Source organism: Sinorhizobium fredii USDA 257 (assembly GCF_000265205.3).
GTDB lineage: Bacteria > Pseudomonadota > Alphaproteobacteria > Rhizobiales > Rhizobiaceae > Sinorhizobium > Sinorhizobium fredii_B.
Window position 1 is genome coordinate 2,534,813 of sequence record NC_018000.1, and the last position, 23,399, is coordinate 2,558,211.

General features: G+C 59.4%; 13 protein-coding genes. 7 read left to right on the forward strand and 6 right to left on the reverse strand.

Annotated features, from left to right (window positions below; all coding sequences use genetic code 11):
• Window positions 1-418: 418 nt before the first annotated feature.
• Genes USDA257_RS11685 through USDA257_RS11705 form a run of 5 tightly spaced genes read right to left on the reverse strand, consistent with a single transcriptional unit; the run spans window position 419 to window position 5,774 of the window.
• Window positions 419-1,408, reverse strand: a complete 990-nt coding sequence (locus tag USDA257_RS11685) for an ABC transporter ATP-binding protein (protein WP_014763162.1) — start codon at window positions 1,406-1,408, stop codon at window positions 419-421.
• A complete protein-coding gene (locus USDA257_RS11690; RefSeq protein WP_014763163.1) occupies window positions 1,405-2,376 on the reverse strand; it encodes an ABC transporter ATP-binding protein in 972 nt (323 codons plus the stop codon). Before USDA257_RS11690 ends, USDA257_RS11685 begins: the two co-directional genes overlap by 4 nt.
• Window positions 2,376-3,293, reverse strand: coding sequence for an ABC transporter permease (locus tag USDA257_RS11695; protein WP_014763164.1), 918 nt, complete (start codon window positions 3,291-3,293; stop codon window positions 2,376-2,378). Before USDA257_RS11695 ends, USDA257_RS11690 begins: the two co-directional genes overlap by 1 nt.
• Window positions 3,290-4,210 carry an ABC transporter permease gene (locus tag USDA257_RS11700; RefSeq protein ID WP_014763165.1) on the reverse strand — a complete coding sequence of 307 codons (921 nt, stop codon included), beginning with the start codon at window positions 4,208-4,210 and terminating at the stop codon, window positions 3,290-3,292. Before USDA257_RS11700 ends, USDA257_RS11695 begins: the two co-directional genes overlap by 4 nt.
• Before the next feature lie 40 nt (window positions 4,211-4,250).
• Window positions 4,251-5,774 carry an ABC transporter substrate-binding protein gene (locus tag USDA257_RS11705; RefSeq protein ID WP_014763166.1) on the reverse strand — a complete coding sequence of 508 codons (1,524 nt, stop codon included), beginning with the start codon at window positions 5,772-5,774 and terminating at the stop codon, window positions 4,251-4,253.
• A gap of 214 nt (window positions 5,775-5,988) precedes the next feature.
• Here USDA257_RS11705 and USDA257_RS11710 point away from each other — a divergent pair, with 214 nt between their 5' ends.
• The 4 genes from USDA257_RS11710 (at window position 5,989) to USDA257_RS11725 (ending at window position 12,345) form a co-directional block, all read left to right on the forward strand.
• Entirely contained in the window at window positions 5,989-6,774 is a 786-nt protein-coding gene (locus USDA257_RS11710) for an IclR family transcriptional regulator (protein ID WP_014763167.1), read from the forward strand.
• Between the two features lie 74 nt (window positions 6,775-6,848).
• A complete protein-coding gene (locus USDA257_RS11715) occupies window positions 6,849-7,571 on the forward strand; it encodes an RraA family protein (protein ID WP_014763168.1) in 723 nt (240 codons plus the stop codon).
• Between the two features lie 369 nt (window positions 7,572-7,940).
• On the forward strand, window positions 7,941-8,132 hold the full coding sequence (locus USDA257_RS11720; protein ID WP_014763169.1) for a hypothetical protein: 192 nt from the start codon (window positions 7,941-7,943) through the stop codon (window positions 8,130-8,132).
• A gap of 607 nt (window positions 8,133-8,739) precedes the next feature.
• Complete coding sequence (locus USDA257_RS11725) at window positions 8,740-12,345, forward strand: LysM peptidoglycan-binding domain-containing protein (protein ID WP_014763171.1); 3,606 nt, start codon at window positions 8,740-8,742, stop codon at window positions 12,343-12,345.
• Window positions 12,346-12,625: 280 nt separating this feature from the next.
• Here the strand turns inward: USDA257_RS11725 and USDA257_RS11730 are convergent, their stop codons facing one another.
• Window positions 12,626-13,531, reverse strand: coding sequence for a LysR substrate-binding domain-containing protein (locus USDA257_RS11730; protein ID WP_052316338.1), 906 nt, complete (start codon window positions 13,529-13,531; stop codon window positions 12,626-12,628).
• 150 nt (window positions 13,532-13,681) lie between these two features.
• On the opposite strand from USDA257_RS11730, the gene USDA257_RS11735 reads away from it, so the two are divergent.
• From USDA257_RS11735 to USDA257_RS36010, 3 genes are all read left to right on the forward strand, one after another.
• Window positions 13,682-14,317: an FMN-dependent NADH-azoreductase gene (locus USDA257_RS11735; RefSeq protein WP_014763173.1), complete on the forward strand. Its 636-nt coding sequence runs from the start codon at window positions 13,682-13,684 to the stop codon at window positions 14,315-14,317.
• A 701-nt stretch (window positions 14,318-15,018) separates the two neighbouring features.
• Window positions 15,019-22,707 (forward strand): NUDIX domain-containing protein, encoded by a 7,689-nt coding sequence (locus USDA257_RS11745; protein ID WP_014763174.1) that lies wholly within the window; start codon window positions 15,019-15,021, stop codon window positions 22,705-22,707.
• Window positions 22,682-23,386 (forward strand): hypothetical protein, encoded by a 705-nt coding sequence (locus USDA257_RS36010; RefSeq protein ID WP_014763175.1) that lies wholly within the window; start codon window positions 22,682-22,684, stop codon window positions 23,384-23,386. Before USDA257_RS11745 ends, USDA257_RS36010 begins: the two co-directional genes overlap by 26 nt.
• Window positions 23,387-23,399: the final 13 nt, after the last annotated feature.

The following is a 23,399-nucleotide window of genomic DNA, read 5'->3' on the forward strand; positions in this document are numbered from 1 at the left end:
GGCGGGCCGCCGAACAAGCCTTCAAGGATAAGGCGTTAAACTGCTGCAGAGCTGCAGAGCCTTGGCGGAGAATACTGTCGTGGCGACTGGACGGCGGCCACAAGCATATTCAGGTCCAGGAGTTTCCCGCTTCGGCGGGAAGGGGCGCTGAGGGGTAGAAGTGATTTCCGGTGTCGATCTGCAGCGGCACACAGTTTAGTCTAGAGTACGCAGGGAGCTACTCGCAAGATCCTCTTAGCTGGTGCAATTCCGAAACTGTTTTCATTACGCTCTCAATAGATTGCATAATGAGTCATCGGGAACCGTAATGGTATGGGTTGCGCCAGCGGGCATGCTCGAGCGCCGCCAGAGTCCGCTCGAGGCAAGGAGCTGGAGGCTGGCGATCGTCATGGCAGGTGGCCAGTCCAGGCCGCGCATTCTAAGCCGCCGCCGTTGACAATCGATCCGGCTCAGCGTGGTGGCATGCGGTGAGCAGCCCTCCGGCCGATGTTCTGGCCATCAGTGCGGGCTCCTGTTCGGCGCAGAGGGACGTTGCCTTCCAGCAGCGCGTTCGGAAGCGGCATCCGCTCGGAGGATTGGCCGGGCTTGGCAGCTCGCCCTGAAGAACAATGCGCTTCCGAGTGCCGCGAAGGAGCGGATCCGGTGACGGAACCGCGGAGAGCAACGCCTGCGTGTAGGGATGGGCCGGTGCACCGAAGATCGCTTGCTTGGGCCCGGTCTCGATGATCTTTCCGAGATACATAACCATCACGCGATCGGAAACATGCCGGACGATCGCGAGGTCATGGGCGACGAACAGCATGGCAAGATCGCGCTCGCGTCGAAGCCTGCCGAGCAGGTTTATGACCTGTGCTTGCACCGATACATCAAGAGCCGAGACGGGTTCGTCACAGACGAGCAGCTCAGGGTTGAGTGCAAGTGCCCTGGCGATGCCGAGGCGCTGCCGCTGGCCTCCAGAGAATTCCGACGGGTAGCGATGGGCATGCTCCGCTCCCAGCCCGACGGCTTCGAGCAGATTCACCGTTTCCTGCGCCCACCGCGCGCGCGGCAAAGTACCGGGCTGCAGCGCCCATGGTTCCGAGATCAGCCGGTCGACCCGCATGCGTGGATTGAGCGACTGGTAGGGATCCTGTAACACGACCTGCATCTTGCGGCGAAGCTCGTGGAGTTGCCTGCCGCGTGCCCGGCTCAGGTCCGCGCCGTCGAGCAGCACATTGCCGCTGGTTGCATCCGTCAGCCGCAGCAAGGTCCTGACGAGGGAGGTCTTGCCACATCCGCTCTCGCCGACGAGCCCGAGCGTCTCTCCGCGCGCAATCTCGAAACTCACGTCTTCGACGGCGCGGATTGGAGCTCGCGGGCTACCGAAATGCTTGGAGAGGTTTTCAACTTTGAGGAGAGGACGATTCATGCTTTCGATACCGGGAAATGGCAGGCGGCCTGACGGCCAGCGCCGAGGGCTTGAAGGGCAGGGACGATCTGCGCACAGAGGTCCTGCGCACGGGGACAGCGCGTTCGGAATGCGCACCCGGACGGCAGGTTGATCGGATTCGGAGCCGAGCCTGGGATCGGGACGAGTTCGACCGACACTCCGTCCATGCGCGGCCGGGAGGCGAGAAGGCCGACACTATAGGGGTGCCTCGGTTCGGCGAAGAGGTCCGAAACGCTCGCGGTTTCGACAATTCGGCCGGCATACATTACGGCGACCCGGTCGGCCAGTTCGGCAACGACGCCGAGATCGTGTGTGATGAAGATCATGCCGGCCCCACTGCGTTTGCGTACCGCGTTCAGCAGATCGACAATTTGCGCCTGGATGGTGACGTCGAGCGCCGTGGTTGGCTCGTCGGCAATGATGATGTCCGGTTCGAGCGCGACTGCCATGGCGATCATGATCCGCTGACGCATGCCGCCGGAAAATTCATGCGGGTACTGTCTGGAACGCAGCGCCGGGTCCGGGATGCCGACCGCCGCAAGAAGCGCGAGCACGGCCCGCTCGATGCCGCCGGCCGGCCTGCGGCCATGGATCCGGAACATCTCGGCGATCTGCCAGCCGACTGGATAGACCGGGTTCAGTGCGGCAAGGGCATCCTGGAAGATGAGGGCAATGCGGGCACCGCAGAGCGATCTCCGCTCGGTCGCCGACATTTCGAGCAGATTATGGCCATCGAAACGGATCGATCCATGCCTGATCGCCCCCGGCGGATCGGGGATCAGATCCATGATCGCAGCGGCGGTCACCGACTTGCCTGAACCGCTTTCGCCGAGAAGGGCGAGCACCTCGCCGCGGTCAAGCGAAAACGAAACACCGTTGAGGGCAAGGACTCGCCCGCCCGCCGTATCGAAGCTGACTTCAAGGTCTGTGATTTCCAGGAGAGCCATCAGCGCCTCCGGCTCGCAAGGCGCCAGCGCTGGGATGGGTCGTTGACGATCCGGAACCAGTTGGCGAGGAGATTGAAAGACATGGTGGTCAGCATGACCGCAAGCCCGGGGAAGAAGCCCAGCCACCAGGCCGAGGAGAGGTATCCTTGACCCTGCGCCACCATCAGGCCCCAGCTCACCGCCGGAGGCTGGATGCCGAGCCCGATGTAGCTGAGCCCAGATTCAAACAACATGACCATGGCAAGGTTAACGGATGCGAGCGTCAGCATCGTCGGTGCAACGCTCGGCAGAATGTGGATTCTGAGAATCCACAGCGGACCGCCGCCGAAGACTCGTGCCGCATCGACGAACAGACGTTCGCGAACCTCGAGCGTCTCGGCGCGGGCCACCCGGAGGTAGGCGGGCATACGGGTGATCGCGAGAACCAGCACGAGATTGATGACGCTCGGGCCGAACAAGTAGAGACCGAATAGCGCCACGAGCAGCGTGGGGAAGCCGAGGATGATGTCCGAGACTCGCATGATCAGATTGCCGATGAAGCCGCCGAAATAACCAGCGACGACGCCGAGCAATGTTCCACCTAAAAGGCTGGTCAAGACGGTAGCGAGAGCGATCCCGACGGTCGTGGAGGCCGCCTGAACCAGGCGCACGAGGAGTGGACGGCCAAGCGCATCGGCCCCAAGCCACAGTGTCCACGACTGGTCGAAGTCGAATGGCGGCAGATTGCGCGCCTTCAGCGAGATACGGTTGTCTCCCAACAACGAGAGCGTATCGGCGACGATCGCGATCGCCACGATCAACATCCAGATCGTCGCGGCGACTGCCATCGGATCGCCCGCGAGCGCACGCATGAGCCAGAGGATGCGTCGGCTCAAGCGCTCGCGGGCAGGGAGGAGTTCCGACGAGACTTCCGTCATTCGACCCTCACGCGCGGATCGATGGCGGCATAGAGCATGTCGACCAGAATATTGATGACGAAGATGACCACCGCCACGGCAAAGATCGACGCCTGCACGATGGCGAAGTCCCGCTTGAGGATGCCGTCGATCAGGAGCTTGCCGATCCCCGGAAAACCAAAGACCACTTCGACCACCCCACCGCCACCCGCAAACTGCGCGGCGAGGTCTCCTGTGACGGTGACGGCCGGAAGAAGCGCGTTGCGCAGGGCGTGGATGAAGACGACGCGACCGGACTGGGCGCCCTTGGCCCGTGCGGTACGCACGAACGACGCGTTCAGCGCCTCGATCATCGAACCCCGGACGATCTGCACCAGGGTGCCAAACGGCCTCGCAAAGAGGCAGGCGACCGGCAGAACCCAATAGCTCGGCCCGCCGAAGCCGGAGGTTGGCAGGATCCGGAACGTTACGGCAAAAAGCAATACGCCCATTAGGCCGAGCCAGAAGTCGGGAACGCTCGCCGCGGCCTGCGAGAGAACGTTCACGCCACGATCGATCCACCCGCCGGCTTGGACGGCGGCAATGGAGCCGAACACGATCGCCATCAGGAAGGCCAGCGTGAGCGCGATCGCGCCGAGCGCCAGCGTGTTCGGCAGCGCCTCCAGCACCACATCCCTCGCAGGGCGGTTGTGCCAAAGCGACATCCCGAAGTCGAGGCGGAGCAGGTCGCCCGCCCAATCGACGAACTGGGCGAGAAGCGGCCGATCAAGGCCGAGCCGCACCCGCATGGCTTCTCGCGCCGCATCCGACGCATCGACCGGCAGGTAAAGATCGACCGGGTCGCCGGTGAGGCGGACCAGGAAGAACGCAGATGTCATCAGCGCGACCAGCGCAAGTGCCGCGAACGCCGCGCGTCTGAGGAAATACATGAGGGTCATCGCCTCTCCTCGAGCCGGAGTGCCACCCGTTCCGAAAGGGTCAGCGGTAAAAGATCGACTTGAGCTTGATCTCGTTGCCCGCCTGTACGTCGGGCGTATAGTTCACGTCAGATGCTACGCGTGCAATCGTGACCATGTGGAACAGAGGCACGATGTTGACCGCATCGACCGCGATATACTTGAACGCCTCCTGGAACAGGCGCTTGCGTTCCTCCCCGGTGGCCTTTGAGGCGTCGGCAATCAGCCTGTCGAGATTGGGGTCGGCAATCGATGAGGTATTGCCGTCGCTCGTGAACCGGTTGGGCAGCGTGAAGACCGCGTCACCCTCGGTGTTATCGATCTGGGTCTGCAGGATCGAAGGCTGGCGGTCTTTGTCCCAGGGCTTGAGCAGTTTCTTCAGCCACGGGCTGGTCTCGAGCATCTCGAGACGCACATTGAAGCCTGCATCCGTCAGCATGGCCTGAATGGCTTCCAGGCTTTCGGATGAATTGGGATAGATGCCGATGCGGCCGTAGAGAACAATCTCCTTGTCGACGGGCACACCGTCGGCACGTGCCGTATCAAGAAGCGCCCGTGCTTTTTCCGGACTGTAGGGCCAGACGGGAATATCCGGATTGTAGCCAAGGACAGAGGGCAGCACGACCTGCATCGCCTTCTGTGCTTGCGGATGAAAGATCGTCCCGATGAGGCCGTCCCGGTCGATCGCAAGGTTGAGCGCTTCGCGCACGCGCTTGTCGTTCAGGGGAGCGACTTCCTGGTCAATCCTCAGCAGCGCCGTCTCGGCGTTCGGAAAAGCGTGGTCGTTCTTGCTCGTTCCGTCCTGAGGCGCAATCTCGTAGGCGATCTGGGCTTCGCCGGTCTCGACCATCGCCGCCCGGACCGCCGACTCGGTCCGCCAGATGATCGTCGCGTCCTTGATCGGCGGCCTGTCGCCCCAGTATTCGTCGAAAGCGGTGAGCTTGATCGACTGTCCAGGCGCCCAGGCGTCAAGTCTGTACGGTCCCGTTCCGATGGGAGTGCGTGTCTTGCCGTTGGCCGGGGTGTCCGGGGAGCCGATGTCCAATGCCGCCATCTTGTTCGGCAGGATCGGCTCGACGATGTCCGTGCGGATGAGAACGGTCTTCCTATCGACGACTTCGGGCGTGAACTTGACCCCTTTGAGCGTCGCGAGCCCGACCTCACAGGCAAGTGCGGGGTCCTGCGCGCGCTTGAGCGCTGCCGCCACTGCATTGGCATCGAAAGGCTTGCCGTCGTGAAATCTCACCCCGCCACGCAGCTTGAATTCCCAAGTCAGATCATCGATCTGCCGCCAGCTCGTCGCCAGACCCGCTGTAACCGACCCGTCGGCAGGGCTTAGATTGACCAGGCTCTCGGTCACGTTGTTGCGCAGAATGCGGGAATTTCCCGACAGATCCGTGTCGCAAGGGTCGAGCGACTTCGGCTCGTCCGTGACAACTACGGTCAATTTGTCCGCGTCCGCATAGGCTGGCAAGGCGACGCTCGCTGCCAATGTAAACGCTGCCAGCGATGTCCTTGCGGCCTTGCCGAGCGATATTCTCTTCATGAGTGCCATCCTCCCCGTTAAGCCGCATCGCGTCTTTGCGCGACCTCGGCGCACGTAAAGCCATTCGCATCTCGCCCGCCTCCGCGCGGCCTGCAAATGCCTTTACTTCCTCGTGCATCTGCGCAAATCTCAAATGTGACACTTGCCGGATGAGGATGCGCAGATACGCCGGCGATGTCAACCGGATGAAATTCAAATAAGGAATACTAGGTTCATGAATGAACTAAAGCACGGTTCGCCGGTCGTCGAGAAGACGGCGCATCTCCTCGAGGCAATCGCCGATGCCAGTACGGGCGCATCGTTGGCGTCGCTGGTCGGGCAGTTGGGCATGCCGCGATCGACAGTCTACCGCATCTTGAATTCGCTGTCCGCTCACGGGCTTGTGGCGCGGGTCAATGGCGGGGCATCCTATGTGCTCGGCCCGAAGTTCGTCGAGCTTGCGCGTCGCCTTTCGCCAGGAGCCGACAAGGCTGTGCTCGTCGAAGCAGCCAAGCCCATCTTGACTGCAGCGGCGGACCGGATACACGAATCCTTCAAGCTCGCGGCGCCGGAAGGCGATGAAATGATCACCATCTTTGCCGCCCCGAGCCCGGGTGATTACGCTATTTTTATCAAAGTCGGCGGGAGGTCCCCTAAGCATGTCGGTGCGGCAGGCAAGCTTGCGCTGGCCTATTCGGACTACAGCGACGTCGAAACCTATTGCGCAGGCGGGTTGGAAGCCAGGACGCCTTACACGATCACCGACCCCGACGCGTTGAAAGAGGCGCTCGCCGAAATTCGCCGCAACGGCTATGCCGAGGACAACCAAGAATCAAATCTGGGCCTTCGCGCGTTTGCGGCGCCCGTGTTCGATCCCAACAGTCAGCTCGTCGGCACAGTCAGCGTGCCTTTCATTGGCGAGCCGACTCCTGAACGTGCGCGTGCGATACGGCGGGAAGCGCTCGAAAGTGCTTCCTTGTTGACGAAGGCGATGAATGGCCTGCGTCCTTCGGTCAAATAGGAAACTGTAACTCCTATATTGAACTTCGCCTCGTCTGCTGGTAGATGATCTGCTGGCAGACAATGGAGAAGTTGATGACAGTCCTGGACCCGACGATCTACTCAAAGCTGTTGCGCACCAGCTCGGCGAGCCTCAGCACGCTGCTCCTGAAACGCGGTCTCCGAAACACGGCCGTTCGCGGCGTCCGGCCGCTCGCCACCCTGGGCAGACCGATGATCGGCCCTGCTGTGACGGTGCGCTACATTCCAGCGCGCGAGGATATCGACGGGTCCACGTACAGCTCAGATCCGTCGAACCACCAGCGCAAGGCAATCGATACCATTCCCGAGGGCCACGTCCTCGTGTTCGACTGCCGTTGCGTTGCGGAGGTCGCGGGCATTGGCGCAATGCTTGCGAGGCGGCTCGTCTATCGAAACGCGGCCGGGATGGTTCTCGATGGTGGGGTTCGCGATACAGCTGATATTGGCAAGCTTGGGTTTCCGACCTTTTGCACAGGCCCCGCGGCACCCGCGAACCTCGTCGCACATCATGCGGCGGACATGAATCAGCCGATCGCCTGCGGCGGCGTCGCCGTCTACCCCGGAGACATCATCTTCGGCGACAGCGAGGCAGTCATTGTCATTCCGCGAGAATATGTCAACGAAATCGCCGACGAAGCCATCGCCATAGAAGAGCAGGAGGAATTCCTCAAAGCTGAAATCGAGTCAGGCAAGCCGACGCTTGGGGTCTACCCGCCAAACGCCGAGACACTAGAGCGATACGACTTTTGGCGAAAGTCGCGTTCAGCGGCTGTGTGACGGATGCACCAGCATTTTTGGCTCGAAGACGGATCGTCACTCATGGTCATCGGCAGGTGTTTGCCAATTTCGGCGCACTTCAAATTGGTTTGGCACAGCGTGGTTATCCATAGGAGCCAGCACTTGGTAATGATCGAAAGAAGGCCGAGTATCGCTTTTTGCGGCCGACATGCTGGGTGGAGTGGCTGCCCTTTTAGGTCTGAGGACATCGGGTCGATGCGATTGCCGTGCTAAACCTTCCCGTGGTTACCGTATTGAGCGGTTCCACCGAACTCGAACTTGTCGGCATTTGCTGGTAGACAGCACGATAGATCAGAGGGCACGAGCCTTGAAGCTGTGCTCGGTGCGGATGCCGCGGGGACGGCTCTGATGACTACTGGCGCCAAGGATGACGGCATATGCGACGACGATCTCGACTGGCTATGGCATGACAACCGCATCTACGGGATACGGTTCGATATCGGTGATCCCGAAAAGCAGGATTGGCGCAGCGACCTGGTGTTCGACATCGCCTTCATCGCCGAGTGCCTTTGCGAAGCTTCTGGAAAAGCTTCCGCGTAGCGCCAGCGACGCTGACGTTTCACGATGTCGCTGATCTGCAGCTTTCCATAGATCACGGCGACAGTGACGGTAGAACCGCGATGAGTGAACTGTCGATCGACAGGGCAACGCGCGAGCGATTGGCGCGACCATTCGGGTTTTGGCGTTGGACGATCAGCTTGAACTCGCCTCCAGGCGGCAAGATCGCGTTCTGTGCCAGCGGGTACTCTCAAGAGCTTCGAGCCGATCCGCGCGTTGTGAGGGAGCAACGCCTACCGCGCGGCGATCGCTGTTAAGCCCCGCGAGGGTCCGGCAATCGTGATGAGGCCGTCGCGATTTCTTGATCGATCAATGCGGAAAGATCATTCCAGAGGGGCAGAACCAGCCCGACATGGCGCCCGATGTCGATGATCTCCTGATAAGCGATCGGCGTGATCGCGGCTCGAGCGTTGCAGAGAAGTGGAACGCAGGCGTTGAAGCCATCGATGCTACCCTGACTTGAGGATGCTACTTGACATGCACGTTCTGATTTGGTAGCCGGCGAAAGAGGGCGGTTACACCGGGGCGATGACTATGATGGAATGAATCCGATCAACTGGGTCGGAGTCGCCAAGGCCGGAGTATTCGGTTGACACGGATAGGAACAGACTTCCCCCTCTCTTTGATCCTGCGCACGTCGGCGCTCAATCGCGAAGCAGAAACGAAGTTTCGTTCGTTGCTGCGCAATGGCGCTTCGGTGAAAGCGTCGCCCGTGCCACAGGCGCCACAGCGCACCAACGCCCCAGCAGAGATCGAAGCGGCGATCACGAAAGCACAGGCGTCGCAGCGCCATGCGGAAATGTTGCACAAACCGTTTGGAAGGAAGCAGCCGGGAAGCGACCCGACGGCCTGGAACCTCTACGCTGCGCAGAAGGCTATCGCCAATCAGGACATGGCAAAGGCCGAACAGGCGATCGCGGCCGGTTTGCGGCGGCTTTACCGCGGCGACGCCAGAAATGCAGGCGTCACCGAAGCTGCCGTCCACGAGATCGCCTATCGATACCGTGACGATCCGCAGATTCAGCGGATCGTCGCCAAGGCGTTCGAGACGGCCAAAACGGAAACGCCCACCCAGCGCGCGACAAATGAGAAGCTTCATGAGGTCAATCGGGCCGGTGACAAGCTCGATGCACTGCTTGCCGACAAGGCTGACAAGAAGCCGGTTTCCGACAGGGATCTGCAGGCCGCCTCCGATGATCTCGACGCGCGGCGCAAAGAGCTGCTGGCGGCAGCGACAAAAGAGCTCGAGGACACCTATAAGGGGCTGCCAACCACAGTTCTGCTCAAGGACCTCGACCCGCTGGGCTATGCGCAGCGCCTGGTCTACGACCGCTACCTCAGTGATCCGGAACTGAAGAACGCGACCGATGCGGCTCGCATCATCCGCGAAGTCGGCGAGGCTCCGGAAGAGAACCGAATGCAGAAACTCGGCGAGCTGACGCCCAAGTCGCTCGATCCGACTGTTCGCCGCGTCGTGATGAGCGATCCGCGAGTACAGAAGGTGATCGACAATTATGTCGCCAACGCCAAGACGCAGGTCGACCAGACCTACCAGAAGGAAGGGACCCTGCCGGCGGCGGCCAAGCTGCGCGAGGTGGTCGATCCGAAAAAGAATCCGGCGGTGACGCCGGAGATTTCGGCGCGCATCATCAACGAGGCGTTGCCTGGAACGATCACCGATATCGTCAAGGATATCAGCCCGGGGGGAAGCACCCGGTGGTCAAATGATGTGAGAATGGGCACGGTTCAGGTCGATATCAACCGTGTGGCTGTCGATTTTTCGGCAGCGGTTGATTTCGCAGCTGCAGGCTCAGACCCGATCAATAGCCGATGGGATTCCGATTCGATCCGGAATGCCGTCCAGGGAATCGGCCACCTCGTCGCCACCATTCCGAACGCACCGCTTCAGATGATGGGCTTCCAGGAGGCGGTGGCTAATGGCCATGTGACGCTGGCGCTGGAAACCATAACGCAGATCAAGAACCTCGACCGCGGCGACCTACCCCCTGGCAAAGACTTCGATATTTTCGAACATAACAGGGGCGCGATCCTCGACCGTATGCTGCTTGCAGTAGAGCAGGGCCTCGGGCAGTTCCAGAAGAATACCAAGACCGAACTCGAGGGTGTTCAAAAGAACCTCTCGCCTTTCCTGGTGCCGACAGATCGCTACGGCACCGCGATGACCGAGGAACAGTTGCGGGCCGGCATCGAGGCGCTGGGCAAGAACAATCCAAAGATCGTCGAGACGATCGGCCAAGACCGTAAGAAGCTGGACGATCTCGGCTATCGACTGATCCGTTCTAGTGAGGCCGTCCAGTTCTACCGCAACGAACTCGGCGGGTTAGATGGCTACAAGGAAGTCGACGGCGCGCGCGTGAACCTGATGAACCAACAAGAAACGGCGAGCGCCCTCTTCCTCAGTGACTCGGCCACCCGGCGGGTCGCGACTCAGGCCGCCCGCAAGATGCTCGGCGACTCCTGGGAAGCGGCCGGTGCTCCGCTGCCGCAAAAATACGGCCTCGGGGCACAGTTTTTAGGGGATTTCACCGAGTTCCTGGCGGAAACCTACGTCGTAAAGGGCGTCGCGGGGGGTGTGAACGTCCCCGGCGTTCAGGCATCGCGCGTCGCGCATTTGCCCGCGCTGGCCGGTCCCGCCATATTTGCCGTCGGTGGTGGCCTGCAGGCTGCGCTGACCGCCTATCTTTACGACAACGTCAAGTTCGACCAGGACCAGCAGTGGCGCAAGCCGATCTTGCTCGGACTGGTCGGCGGCTTCGCCGCCTTCCACCTGGCCGAAGCGGGCATGGCGATGGCGCGCTTGCGCCCGCATATGTTCGATCAGTTGCCCCGGCTGCGCGACGCTTTGGCCGAAAATGCGCCTTGGATCTACGTGGAGCCCGGCAGCAAGCGCGACATGATGACTCGTGCAGTAGTTGAGGCGACCACGCCGCTGGTCGGCACTTTGGCTGGGATGATGGCCGTCGCTTTCGTCTGGGACGCGTCGGGCGTCTGGTACAACGCAGGCAAAGACAACGTCAAAGCATGGACACATGGCGCTAATCTCGCAAGCGATACAATCCTGCTGCGTTTGCAGACACGCGAACTGGCGAAGAAAATCCTCGAATCGCCAATGCTGCGCAACGAAGTCTACAAGAAAGTCCTCGGCAAGCTGGCCACGAGCAAGGGGCTAGACCTCATCGAACGGGCGTTGTTCAGGATCCCGATCCTCGCTTCCAACCCGATCGGCTGGCTTGTCAATATCGGCTATTTGACGACAACGATCGTCAATTGGGCGGTCGACCAGAACCGCTCGCAGAACAAGCTGGAAGGCCTCGAGAAGACCTTCCTGATGGGCGCGGGTATCACGGAACCGCAGGCCGAGGTGCTGAAGAGGCACGGCTGGTGGACAGGCAGTTCCCAAGCGAACGGCTTCGCGTTCGCCTATCATTTGATGGGCGGTGATCCGGAGAAATTCATCGACTACGTCAACGGCATCCCGCCGGACAAGTTTGAAGATACCATGAAGGCGGCCGCTGGTCTCTCTCCGGAGAATGGCGGAGAGGTGCCGTATTCGCAGCCCGGCGTGGCGTTGCTCCGATTGCCGCCCGATCCGTCCCGGGTCAACGTCCAGCTCTATTCCAACATCAAATATGACGCGGAGAAGAAACGCTGGGAAGACCCTGCCACCGGAATGGTTCTTCGAGATGGCGACGAGCGCTGGCGCTACGATCACGATCTCGGCGTGCCACCGGTCACTGTCGAACATGGTTCGGGCAGGCGAGCCGTCTACGAGTACGATCCGAGGACCCACGTCACCGAACCGAGAGTGACCTCGATGCCGATCAGGCCGCTCAGCATTGAAGGCCTAAAAAATTGGCTGAACGCGCACGGTGTGCCGGGTCCACATCACATGGACGTCGTGCCGCTGAAACCGGCGAAACCGCTTGAACCGGCGCCCCCTCCAGTCGATAGGCTGAACGTTTATGAGGTCAAGCGGGGCGACAGCATCTACAGGATCGCTGGGAACGATCATCTCATCGTCGACGAGATCTACCGCCTTAACCCCTGGCTGGATGACAGGCTCGAGCAATGGTCGCAGCTCGGAGGCGGGACGCGCGGTCGGAATCCAAATGAGCTCGTAGTGGGAGACAAGCTAACGCTGCCGGAGGGCTACAAAGTCGAACACACAGGATAGCGGACTGCTTGACCCCAAAAAATCCTCCCTTGGATACGTCGCAAGCTGCGGACTTGCGACGTAACTACAGGTGCATTGGGCGCAATCGCTCCACCGGACTTCGCCGGATGCTTACCCGGCGTCGCGCTGTTCCAGTCGCCGACCTGCGGCTTTGCCTGCCTGCATGCGAGGTCGTTTCCATGCTGAAGACGACCGCACCAATCGCGATCCGCCTTTGTGGTGCTCGGCGTGGTCGAAGTCTTCCTGCACTGGAAGGAGCGCGGCCGGCCTGATCCTAGATCTAGGAACGGGTGAACGAAGTTATCCGAACCCTTTCTAACACTAAGCGGTATCTTCTCGAGAAGAGGGGGCAGTGCCCCGGATCATGTCCGCCAATGTCCGCACTGCGCCGAAAGACCTTGGCCTCATTCACGGCAATCAAAAACTCAGCATCGGGAAGAACAGGTAGGCCGACTTCTGGTCCTAGTTCGACCAATCCGCCACAGAGCGAGCTGCGTGGCAGGGGTGTCACGGCCAAGCCTGCAAGCGCGGCAGCTCGAACACCAGCGATGCTCGGGCTAGTGTAAGCGATCCGCCATGGCCGCTGACTCTCCGCCAGCGACTCGATCGCAGCTTCGCGGTATGGGCATGGCTCTGGGAAAAATGCGAGCGGAATTGGCTCCGGGGACACAATTCTATCGTGTTCGGCGAATGCCCAGACGAGCGGCTCCCGCCAGAGCCGCCATCCGCGGCCCTCGCCACGACAGCGGCTGCCAATCACCACATCAAGGCGCTCATCGTCGAGTGCTGTGAACAGGTTCGTCGGTATTCCGACATCAACTTCGAGGAGTACTTCAGGATGCAATGCCTTGAACCGCCGTAGGGTGCGTGGGAGCCAGGTGCTCGCAAGATCCTCCGACGCCCCAATCCTGACCTTGCCGACGAACCGCGAAGCAGCGACACCGGCATGAGCATCTTCGTTAAGACGCAGAATGGCGCGCGCGTAGCCCAACAGCCTTTCGCCTTCGGGGGTGAGGGCGACTGAGCGTGTGCTCCGGGTCAGCAACTGACATCCGGCCTGATCCTCCAGACGCCTTATTTGTGCACTCACGGCTGACTGAGTAAGGTGAAGCCGCGCCGCGGCGCGGCTGAATCCGCCGTCCTCGGCCACTGCCACGAAGCAGCGCAGTTGTTCTAACTTGAACATTCAGGTCACCTATCGCGAATCGTTCTAAGTGACCGCACTTTAATTCGTTGGTGTCTGCAAAACACCGCTCCTATGGTCCCCCAAACAGTTCACTGCGCCAACCGCAATCGAACTGGTGCGTCGACCAAGCAAGGACCAGGGAGGCAGATCATGACAAGCTTGCTTTACGTGGAATGCTCGCCCCGCAAACAGCGCTCGGCGTCAATCGAAGTCTCGCAGTCATTTCTTGACGCCTATCAGGAAAAGCATCCGGGGAGCACGGTCCAACAGATGAACCTGTGGAATACGGACCTGCCTGAGTTCGACGAAGAGGCCATGGCCGCAAAATATACTGGACTGAGCGGTGGAGTACGAACGTCTTCTCAAGAGGCCGCCTGGGATAGAATAAAGCAACTCGCGCAACCTTTTTCAGCTGCCGACAAGATCCTGTTTGCCGTGCCGCTATGGAACTTCAGCATTCCCTACAAGTTGAAACACCTTATTGATTTGATCTCGCAAAAGGACGTCCTTTTCAACTTCGATGAGAATGGCTTTACAGGCCGCCTCACCGGAAAGAAAGCAGCAGTTATTTATGCGCGCGGGCTCGATTATTTTTCGAGCTCGACGGCGACTCCCCAAGCAGGCTATGACTTTCAACGGCCCTACATGGAGATGTGGCTGAATTTCATCGGCATCAGCGATATCAGCACGATCATCGTTGAGAAGACCCTTTATGGAGCGGAAATCGATACGCAGGCGAGAGAGAATGCCAAGAGAGAGGCAGCAATGCTTGCAAGGGAATTCTAGGTTCTAGCAGGGTAGGGTGCAGGGGCCGGTGCAGAGCCAAGCCACGGGCACTCGCCTTTTTTTAGCTTAGGCTACTTATTGCGATGCCTGTGCGTGAGGGAACGGCATCATGCATTGTTATGCCGTGCTGCCTTGGCACCCGCATTTCACAGGCGACATGAACAAAGCGAGATAACTACCGCTAGGTTGCCGACATCCTGGAAACGACAGGTTCAAGTCAAGCAACGCTAATAAGTCCCCTGTTCAAGTTCTTTCGAAAATGTGCAGTAACTAATAGTTGTGGCAAACTCTTTTCATCTTGCAAAACGTGTCGTATGGGGTGCACCGCAGAGAGCTGAATACAGCAGACGCCTCTAGGTAGGCGCAACTCCACCACGATTGACGCACGCAGGGGAGGTAAGCATGGCGTTCACTTTGGAGGCCGTCGGCCAAAGGTTTCGGTCGAATGACGCGAGCACCAAGCGTGAGATGACGGCTTTACAGGCGCTCGGTGGCAACGAGGCTTACGGGAGACCTCCCGTCCCTGACGGCGTGGACACCAGTTCTCGTATGTTGCCTGGACGTTTCGATCCGAAGCTCGCCCAACGTCCATCCCTGCTTCGGGCCAAATGCCTGTGACCGGCTCGTGCTGGTCACCATCAAACTAAAGATGATGCATAAGTCAGAGGAACCCAGGCGGTGGTCGGGGCGGAGGTGATTTCTTGACGTTCAACATTGGTCGCATCGCGAGATTTTTCCGCAGTATCGAAAATCTGCAGAAGGCGCCGTCGGCGCAGGTATCGACATCCAAAAGCACCTATACCGTGCGCAACGAGCAGACGCCGCAGACAATCGCCAAGGTGCTTGGCCACCGCGATGGTGGGCGCGCTATCGCTGCGGCTAACGACTTGCGCCTGGATCAGAAGCTCGAGGCAGGTGTTGTTCTCGTCATTCCCAAACTTGAAGCCGCTGCGGAACCACCCGAGGCAAAGTTCGACAGATTAATTGCGGCTCAGAAAAAAAAGTTTGAAGCGAATGGATACGAGTATCAAATCAAAATAGTCGAGCCAACCAGCGACAATGGTGACGTCAGAACAGTAAAAATCGTCGATCAGTCCAACGGTAAGGTCATTGCCGCCCACTATGAAGATTTCCAACATGGCGCAACCACGTCGAAGTTCAATGAGGATGGAACGGGGATAACGGAAATCAAGTATAGCGACGGCGCAAGCAGCCGCACCGTCAGCGATGCAAAGACCGGTGAGACAACAACGCGCGTCGAGGATCCAAAGCTTGGGAAGGCCACGGAGAGGGTCTCGTTCAACGGCTATACGCTGACGACCGCTGCGGACGGCACTTCAACGCTGCTCAAGGAAACCGACGACACGCGACTGACCCTCAAGCCGGGGACGCCTGAATTGTCGCTGGCGCAAACGCTGCTGAAAATGAATCCAAACAGCAACGATCCCGCCAAGGCGAAAGAAGGTATCGTCGCCAAGACGGCCATAGATGCGATGCTGCTTGGTCAGAACTATAATGAGTTGGATGCAGCAGCGAAAGCAGCATCGAAAGAGACGAAGGCGGCGATTGAGAAATACGGCGTCGGCCAAACGACGCAACCGACGGAGCCCAAGGCGCCATCCGGCAAGGAATGGGTCCAGGTTGGCGGCCTCTGGATGGATCCCGAGGTCGCCAGGGCCATGGCTGCGGAGAACACAGCGGCAGCGAGCCTGATCGAGACGCAGGCAAAGATCGATCAGGCGACTGAGCAACTGAACGTCTACGCTCTCGATCCCGCCTACAGTACGGCTATTAGGGCTTCAACGAAGATTCTTGACGAGGCCTTGGCCCCACATGACCTGCGTTGGGAGAAACCCGCACCCTTGGGTACACTCAAGCAGGCCCGGCAAAGGCTTTCTGTGGCCGACAAACAGGTCGTGGCAGCCAGTGGGACGTCAAAAGAGTATGCCGAAGCCGAGCGCCTGACCCGCGAGGCCGTGGCCAAGACTGGGACATTGCCCCCTCCCATAGCAAAGGGCGGAACGTACGTTTCCGCGCCCGGTTACAACAGGGGCGAGGCGATCGTTGATCGAAACGCGAAAAAGGCTGAAGTCGATGATCTCTTTGCCCGGGCGAATACCTATACTGCCAGGGGCGACCAGTCTTTCGCCGACTACCTGGTCGGCATGAAGCAGCAGCGGCTTGATGCCACCAAGCCTGCTACGACTGAGAACAAAAAAGCCAGACAGGAACTCGATAACGCCCTGAAGCAGCAGAAGCAGGCGAGCGAGAATGTGCGCGCCGGCGAGACATACGGGATCTACTACAGCGCCAACAAGCAGCTGACGGCCCTGCAGCAAAAGGCGGAGGGCACAAAGCAGAAAATCATCGCCGAACATCGGAAGGATTACCCTGATCTACACGATTGGGAAAAGGAGTACACAACCTATGGCGGGGATTATCTTGGCAAGATCCAGAAGCAGGACGTCGTCGAGGATCCAAAAGACCACCAACTATATCTTGAGACGACCTATGAGCACGGCGACCCGAAGCGAGTTCAGCTGACATTCGCACGCAATGACAAGAGGGTGAGCGGCGAGCTTAAGGATCGCGAACTCAATAAGGAATGGCAAAATATTGTCGAAGGTCCGGAGAGTCTTTGCGGGGCAGGCAGCCTCGAAGCAGCGCAGAAAGCCGCCATTTCTGCGATGGAAGACATCAAAAAGATCGAGATCAACAATCTTGATCTACAGCTAGAAGCGCTTCGCACTGATATTCCGCAGCTGAAAAAAGCTCGTGACGATGCTCTTGCCAAGTATGGCGGAAGGAGGCCGGAACCGTCTTCCGGCACCACCAGCAATGGAACAGAGCCGCCCGCCCTTAATGGCGCTCAAGCCCCAGCCCAGCAATCGGAACACCCGGAGGTCTCCAATGCGCAACGTGCTTTGGATATGGCGATCGCTCAGGAAGATTCGACCGAACGCGCGCTCGAAGAAGCCCGTCAGGCACGCAACCGGCTCGATTTCGCCCTGAGTCAGCCCATCAAGCTGCTTGTTGACGCAGCGTCGGATTCATACGGAAAGGACTCCGAATACGCCTATCTCGACAAGCGACGTCAGCAAGCTCTTGGCGAGTATCAGCTGAAGATTGAGGATCTTTACCATGGCGGTTACACAGAACACTTCAAAGTCGCCAAAACGGGTGAAGGTCTTGATACTACGGTGGCCGGCGTGTTCGGGCTCGAGGTCGGCAGTGATGCCGACACGGTAGGCAAAATTACAGCGGAAATTCGCGAAATCGGCGGCGACTCCGCTCAATACAAAATCATTCCGATGTTCCACGTGAGCGAGCAAGAGGGCAGCCAACAGACAGCGTTAATCGCGGTAAAAGAGAGTGACGCCAGAGTCTATTATGTTGATGTGACCGGCAAGAAGTTCGAAAGCCTCGGCGATTTCCAGGACAACAACAGTCAGTTCGCAGAAGGCGACCGGCTTGTCGTGCCCCGCGGTCTCGACATGAGACGTGGTCGCGACTCGACAATTCCGCTCGAGGTCGTCGACGCGCGCAACTTCACTGTTACAGAAAAAGTGATTGATCCGGTCGTCGGGAGCGTCACATCAGTGGCAGCAGTTGCTTCCTTTGTGCCGCCGTTAACGCCGGTCGCGGCCCCTGTGGCGATGACTGGGGGTGCATATCTCGGCGGACGAGCCATAGTTAAACAGGTCAACCATCTCCAACACGGCGGCGAGTGGGGTGACACGGAATCGCTGATGAATATGGGAGCGGCGGCGAGCTCGTTCATACCGATGGGCGCAGGCGGGCTGCGTACATTCGGCACGTTTCGCGCGGTACCGGAAATGTCGTTGCTCCAGGCCGGCAGAGGCAGCATCGGAGCCCTTCGGCCGAATACGCCGCTGGCACTCAAGTCCGCGGAGTATATGAGCAACGGCGGTTTGCTGAACCGCGCTTCTCGAATGCTCGACTGGACCTCCCTCGGAATCGGCGTACCGATGACTGCCGTATCGGTGCACGATATTGCGGCGCACGGCTCGGAAATGAAGGGCATTGATATTTTCAATGCGGTCGCCGGCGTTGCCACCGGGACCGTCGGCACTGCGTTCGGCACGCGCGGGCTCTTGATGACCCGGCCAAGAAAGGGTGGGGCTGAAGACGGCGGAACGACCCCTGTCGCAGCACCACAACCGCCAACGAACCTTCGACCTTCGACGCCCGACGAAGAAGGTGTGCTTCGGGAATTGAACGGGTTTGTCGAGTTTGCAAATTCACAGCCTCGACCTCGCAGCCTGTCTGCCGCTGGACGGGAAAAGGAACCGATCGATTTGTGGAACGACTACCGACGGCATATGGGGAATGATCCCGATGCCGCGTCCGAGCGTGTGCTCCGTAACTTGTACAATCTTTCGAATCCGGCCAATTCCGATCTGCTCCAGACCGGGGGCACTGCAGAGCCAATTATTGGGAAGGTTACCTACAGTAAACCCGAAATCACGGCCGATACGGCGGCAGAAGATATCGGCGCGTTGATGCCGGGGCAATTGGCCCGCCTAGAGCCGCGGGAATTGGAGAGCCTTTCTCCTGATCAGGTCGCCGGCATCACGAGAGCAAACAAGGCAAAGCTGAACGATGCGCAACTCGCCGCGCTTGAACGGGCATCGCCTGCAAGCGGAGTAGATGCTCGCCAATTGATTTATTCGACTCCGGATGACGTCTCGCTTGCAGCGTTTGTGGACCGGGCTGCGAGACTGGGCGTTTCGCGTGAGGCGGCAGAGTCTCTCTATCAACCGATGGCTCGCGACGACGTGACGGGTTTCTGCGATGCGCGGGTTTCTGGACTCAAGTCGGCCGAGCTTAGACGGGCGCAGGATCATGTTTCGGAGACGGGCGAGCCGGCGTTCTTTGTCTCGGCGGACATTGCCAACCTCGGAGGCCTCAATCAGGCCATGCAGAACAGGGCGGAGCGGGCTAACGCGCACTATCGGGCCCTGGCAAAGATCTTTGGCGACTCCCTTGCCGAGCGGGGCGGCACCGTGGTGCCGATGAGAGTCGGCGGGGATGAGATTGCGGCGGTGGTCATCGGTGTCGAAGAGGGGCATCTGAATTCAGCAATCGAGGCGGCTAACGAACGCATTCAAACCTATGTTCGCGAGAGCGGACTGTCGGACATCGTCAACCCAAAGCGTCCGACGGAACGCGGGGTCGGGCTGCACATCGGCTATGCCGAGATCCTTCCCGATCTTCCCCCCGCGTCAATATTCGACCAAGCAGACCTTGGCATCGACAGGAGCAAAAACAGGAGCAAGCAAGAGCATGTCACAGGAGAACAGAGACGAGCGGTTGGGACTGACCGGGCTGACCCCGGAGCAGCGCAAGCAGCGTATAGAGGAACTGGAACGGAAATTCGCCGAAGAACGAGCGGTGGCGAAATCAAAACTGGACATACGGAAAGCTCGAAAGGAGCGGGAAAAGCCCCAATCCTAGATCAGACACGGGAGGTTTCGGCCCTTTCCCGGCCAAATCCGGCAGGGTCGACGGGCCGGGCCGGCGCCAGGTCAGTCGAGGGGACGTATGTTTCTCCGGATGACGTCTCGCTTGCCGCGTTCGTGGACCGGGCTGCGAGACTGGGCGTTTCGCGTGAGGCGGCAGGGTCTCTCTATCAACCGATGGCTCGCGACGACGTGACGGGTTTCTACGATGCGCGGGTTTCTGGACTCAAGTTGGCCGAGCTTAGACGGGCGCAGGATCATGTTTCGGAGACGGGCGAGCCGGCGTTCTTTGTCTCGGCGGACATTGCCAACCTCGGAGGCCTCAATCAGGCCATGCAGAACAGGGCGGAGCGGGCTAACGCGCACTATCGGGCCCTGGCCAGGATCTTTCGAGCCTCTCTCGCCGAGCAGGGCGGCACCGTAGTGCCGATGAGAGTCGGCGGGGATGAGATTGCGGCGGTGGTCATCGGTGTCGAAGAGGGGCATCTGAATTCAGCAATCGAGGCGGCCAACGAACGCATTCAAACCTATGTTCGCGAGAGCGGACTGTCGGACATCGTCAACCCCAAGCGTCCGACGGAACGCGGGGTCGGGCTGCACATCGGCTATGCCGAGATCCTTCCCGATCTTCCCCCCGCGTCAATATTCGACCAAGCAGACCTTGGCGTCGACAGGAGCAAAAACAGGAGCAAGCAAGAGCATGTCACCCCGTTGTCAATCCGTGGCGCGTCAGATGACAATGCTCCTGCTGAATCCCTCAGTTCCGAAACTTCGACTGAGCCGTCGTTCCGATTTGCCCCATTGCAGCGTTTGACTCGCGACAAGGCAGCTCCCGGGACGCGAGACCATTTGCTAAAGTCCGGCCTTCCCGTCGTTGAGGACCCCGCAGGCGTATTGTATCTGCCGCGGGCAGGGACGACGCGCACCATTTCCGGAGTCTCGCATCAAGCACCCCAAGAGAGACTTTCGAACGCAGCGCAGAACGTGCGCTTTGTTACGCCGCTGCCAGCATCGCCTGAACGAGCCGGACCATTTCAGACCGCTTATCCGGTGAGAAAGAGCGAGTACCCGCTCCAGGAATGGATGGCTGAATATATACCGGAAACAGGTCTTTTCTACACCGAGGCAAGAAAGGTCGACGCACAGTGGATCTACAAGCCGAACCACGATCGTCGAGACCAGTCGAATTCCATACTGATAAGTCCAGATATTTATGTCGTCAGCGCATTCGGTACACGCGATGCCCTGTTTGATTTGCAGGGCGCCCCGGTGACCGCGATTATGGATAGACGCCGGAGGCTTATTACACCGCACCGACTGGTCAATCGGCTTAGCGAACATTTTGGTCTCGATGAAAAATCCTACACACCCGGGCAACCTATCGCGCTTCTTGCGGAATATACGGCCGCAGGAGGGAGGAACTCATACGCCCAACAGCTGGCGACAGAGGCTCATGCTCCCGTGTATGGCCTTATAGGAGACTTTAACGATAGGCAGTGGGCTCTGTTTTTTCCAGATCCTGTAACGCAACCCGTCATCCAGCCGAATTTTGAAGTAAGTCCGCGCAGCACAAAGGAGGGGCAAGCTGTGCGAGCAAGGTGGACCTTGCTCGAGAAAAGGGAATCGGCCGATCTCGAAGTCCTGTCTCAAGATGATTCAGTGAAGATTGATAGATTTCTCGCCCCGCAAGGAGCGTTCGTCATCAATGCGCACTCGAAAGAGTTGCTGTCGAGAGGGCCGCAACACGTTGCTGCGTCAGCTCGCGAGGCAGGATACTCTGGCGATAAAGCGGCAATGCTTTTGACCCTGGATTCTGACGAGGGGACACACAAGTTTGCCCGCGATCTTGCGGAAGCGCTCGGGGGCCCGGTCCTGATTATGACGGACGATGGCTGGAGGGCGGGTGGAAATGCTATCGCCAAGAACACGATTACAGTCTCCCGTGTTGAAGGTGCCGAAAACAGGCGAATCTCTATCGATGAGAGCGGTCACGTCAGTTTTCTTGATACCCAGGAAAATCGTGAAGCGATGATCTGGCTCAATTTCGGACCGCTTGAACGTTCCCGAAGTTACTTCGAGCGCAAACGCGGGCAAATGGATGATGTCCGGCTACATTTGTTCGATGTGCCGAAATCCGCGCTGGAGAATATCAGGCAGAACGCTGTTCGTCAGGCGGATGCTCAACGAGACGGCAATACCAAGAAACCTGTTATGGGCGACTGGCTGGAATCACCCGACCAGTTCGGGTTGAGATGGGACCAGGCCAAGGAATTGGAGGAGCTTGTTGTTCCGGGTTCGACGCGCACACTTGGTTCTCTGAGCGAGGCGCCGCCAGAGGGACCTCCGGTTGCAATCAATCACCCCCTGCCCGATGAACTCGGTCGATTAGTTACGATAACCTCCCCAACACAACCGAGCGGGCCAGCGACCTGGACCGATGCAAGCCAGACAGCCATCTTCACACCCCGCGGAGATTTCCCCAATATATTGAACAATGTGCCGATGATGCCGTGGCAGCCTCCAACGACGGCGAAAGGCTGGCAGGGAGTGCCTGGCCACAATCCGCGCCTCGCGGAACCTCCTGCCCATGACGGTATCCGGAAGGCCGGTACCGTCATCGTCGAGCCGGATGGCCGCACGTGGGTTATCGAATCGACCAATCATTTTGCGGGCGCTCGCACCTTTCCAAAGGGTTCGGTCGAGGAGGGCCTGTCGCTACAGACCACCGCGATTAAGGAGGCATACGAAGAGACAGGTCTGCACGTCGAACTGATCGCCCATCTGATCGACCAGACGCCGAAGGGTAGCAAAACGACAACACGCTACTACCTCGCGCGGCGCATCGGAGGCACGCCGGTCGAGATGGGATGGGAAACGCAGGGTGTATACCTGGTCCCGAAAAAATAGTGTCGCGGAAACTCTGCGAACCAAACGTGACCGCGCGATCTTTTCACAGGCATCGCAGATCCTGGATCAGCAAAATGCCGGGAAGCCGGATCGTGTTGATCGGCAGCCGGCGGCAGATCAACCGGATCAGCAACGCCCCGTCCGGAGACTTGGTTCAACCGACGAGGCCGTGGCAAGCGCGACGAAACGCCCACCGGCCACTGACGATGTGCCGCCATCTAGTGAATACAAGCGAATCCAACTACCCGACGTGGCTTACTACAGGGACGCAGACGCTCACTGGATAGGGGCCCGGGTGCCGGACCATCCGACCGCTCATGTCAACATGATCGTCAATGACCCCGGGAAGGAGCTCCATCTGGGAGATCAGAGCAGTGTCGAAATTACCGATATCTACCGCGGGACCCTGCCGCGCCATGGAGCAACCGAGCTCGCTGCGCGCGTACTGGAACACTATGGAGTACGCCCAAGTGAAAAGCTCATCTTCAGGGCTGTCGAAAACGAGAGCGCGCTCGTAGCTCACGCAATTGGGCTTCCAGCGTCGCAAACCAAACTTGCGCAGACAGGGGATCGGATCCTCGGCGCAATCGGCCTCAGGGCACGTGATTGGGAGTTTGTCGTAAATAAGCGCGGCGGACTGGATATCGTAGGCCATATCGCACGTTCCGATTCTAGCTGAGGAGGATCAAGAC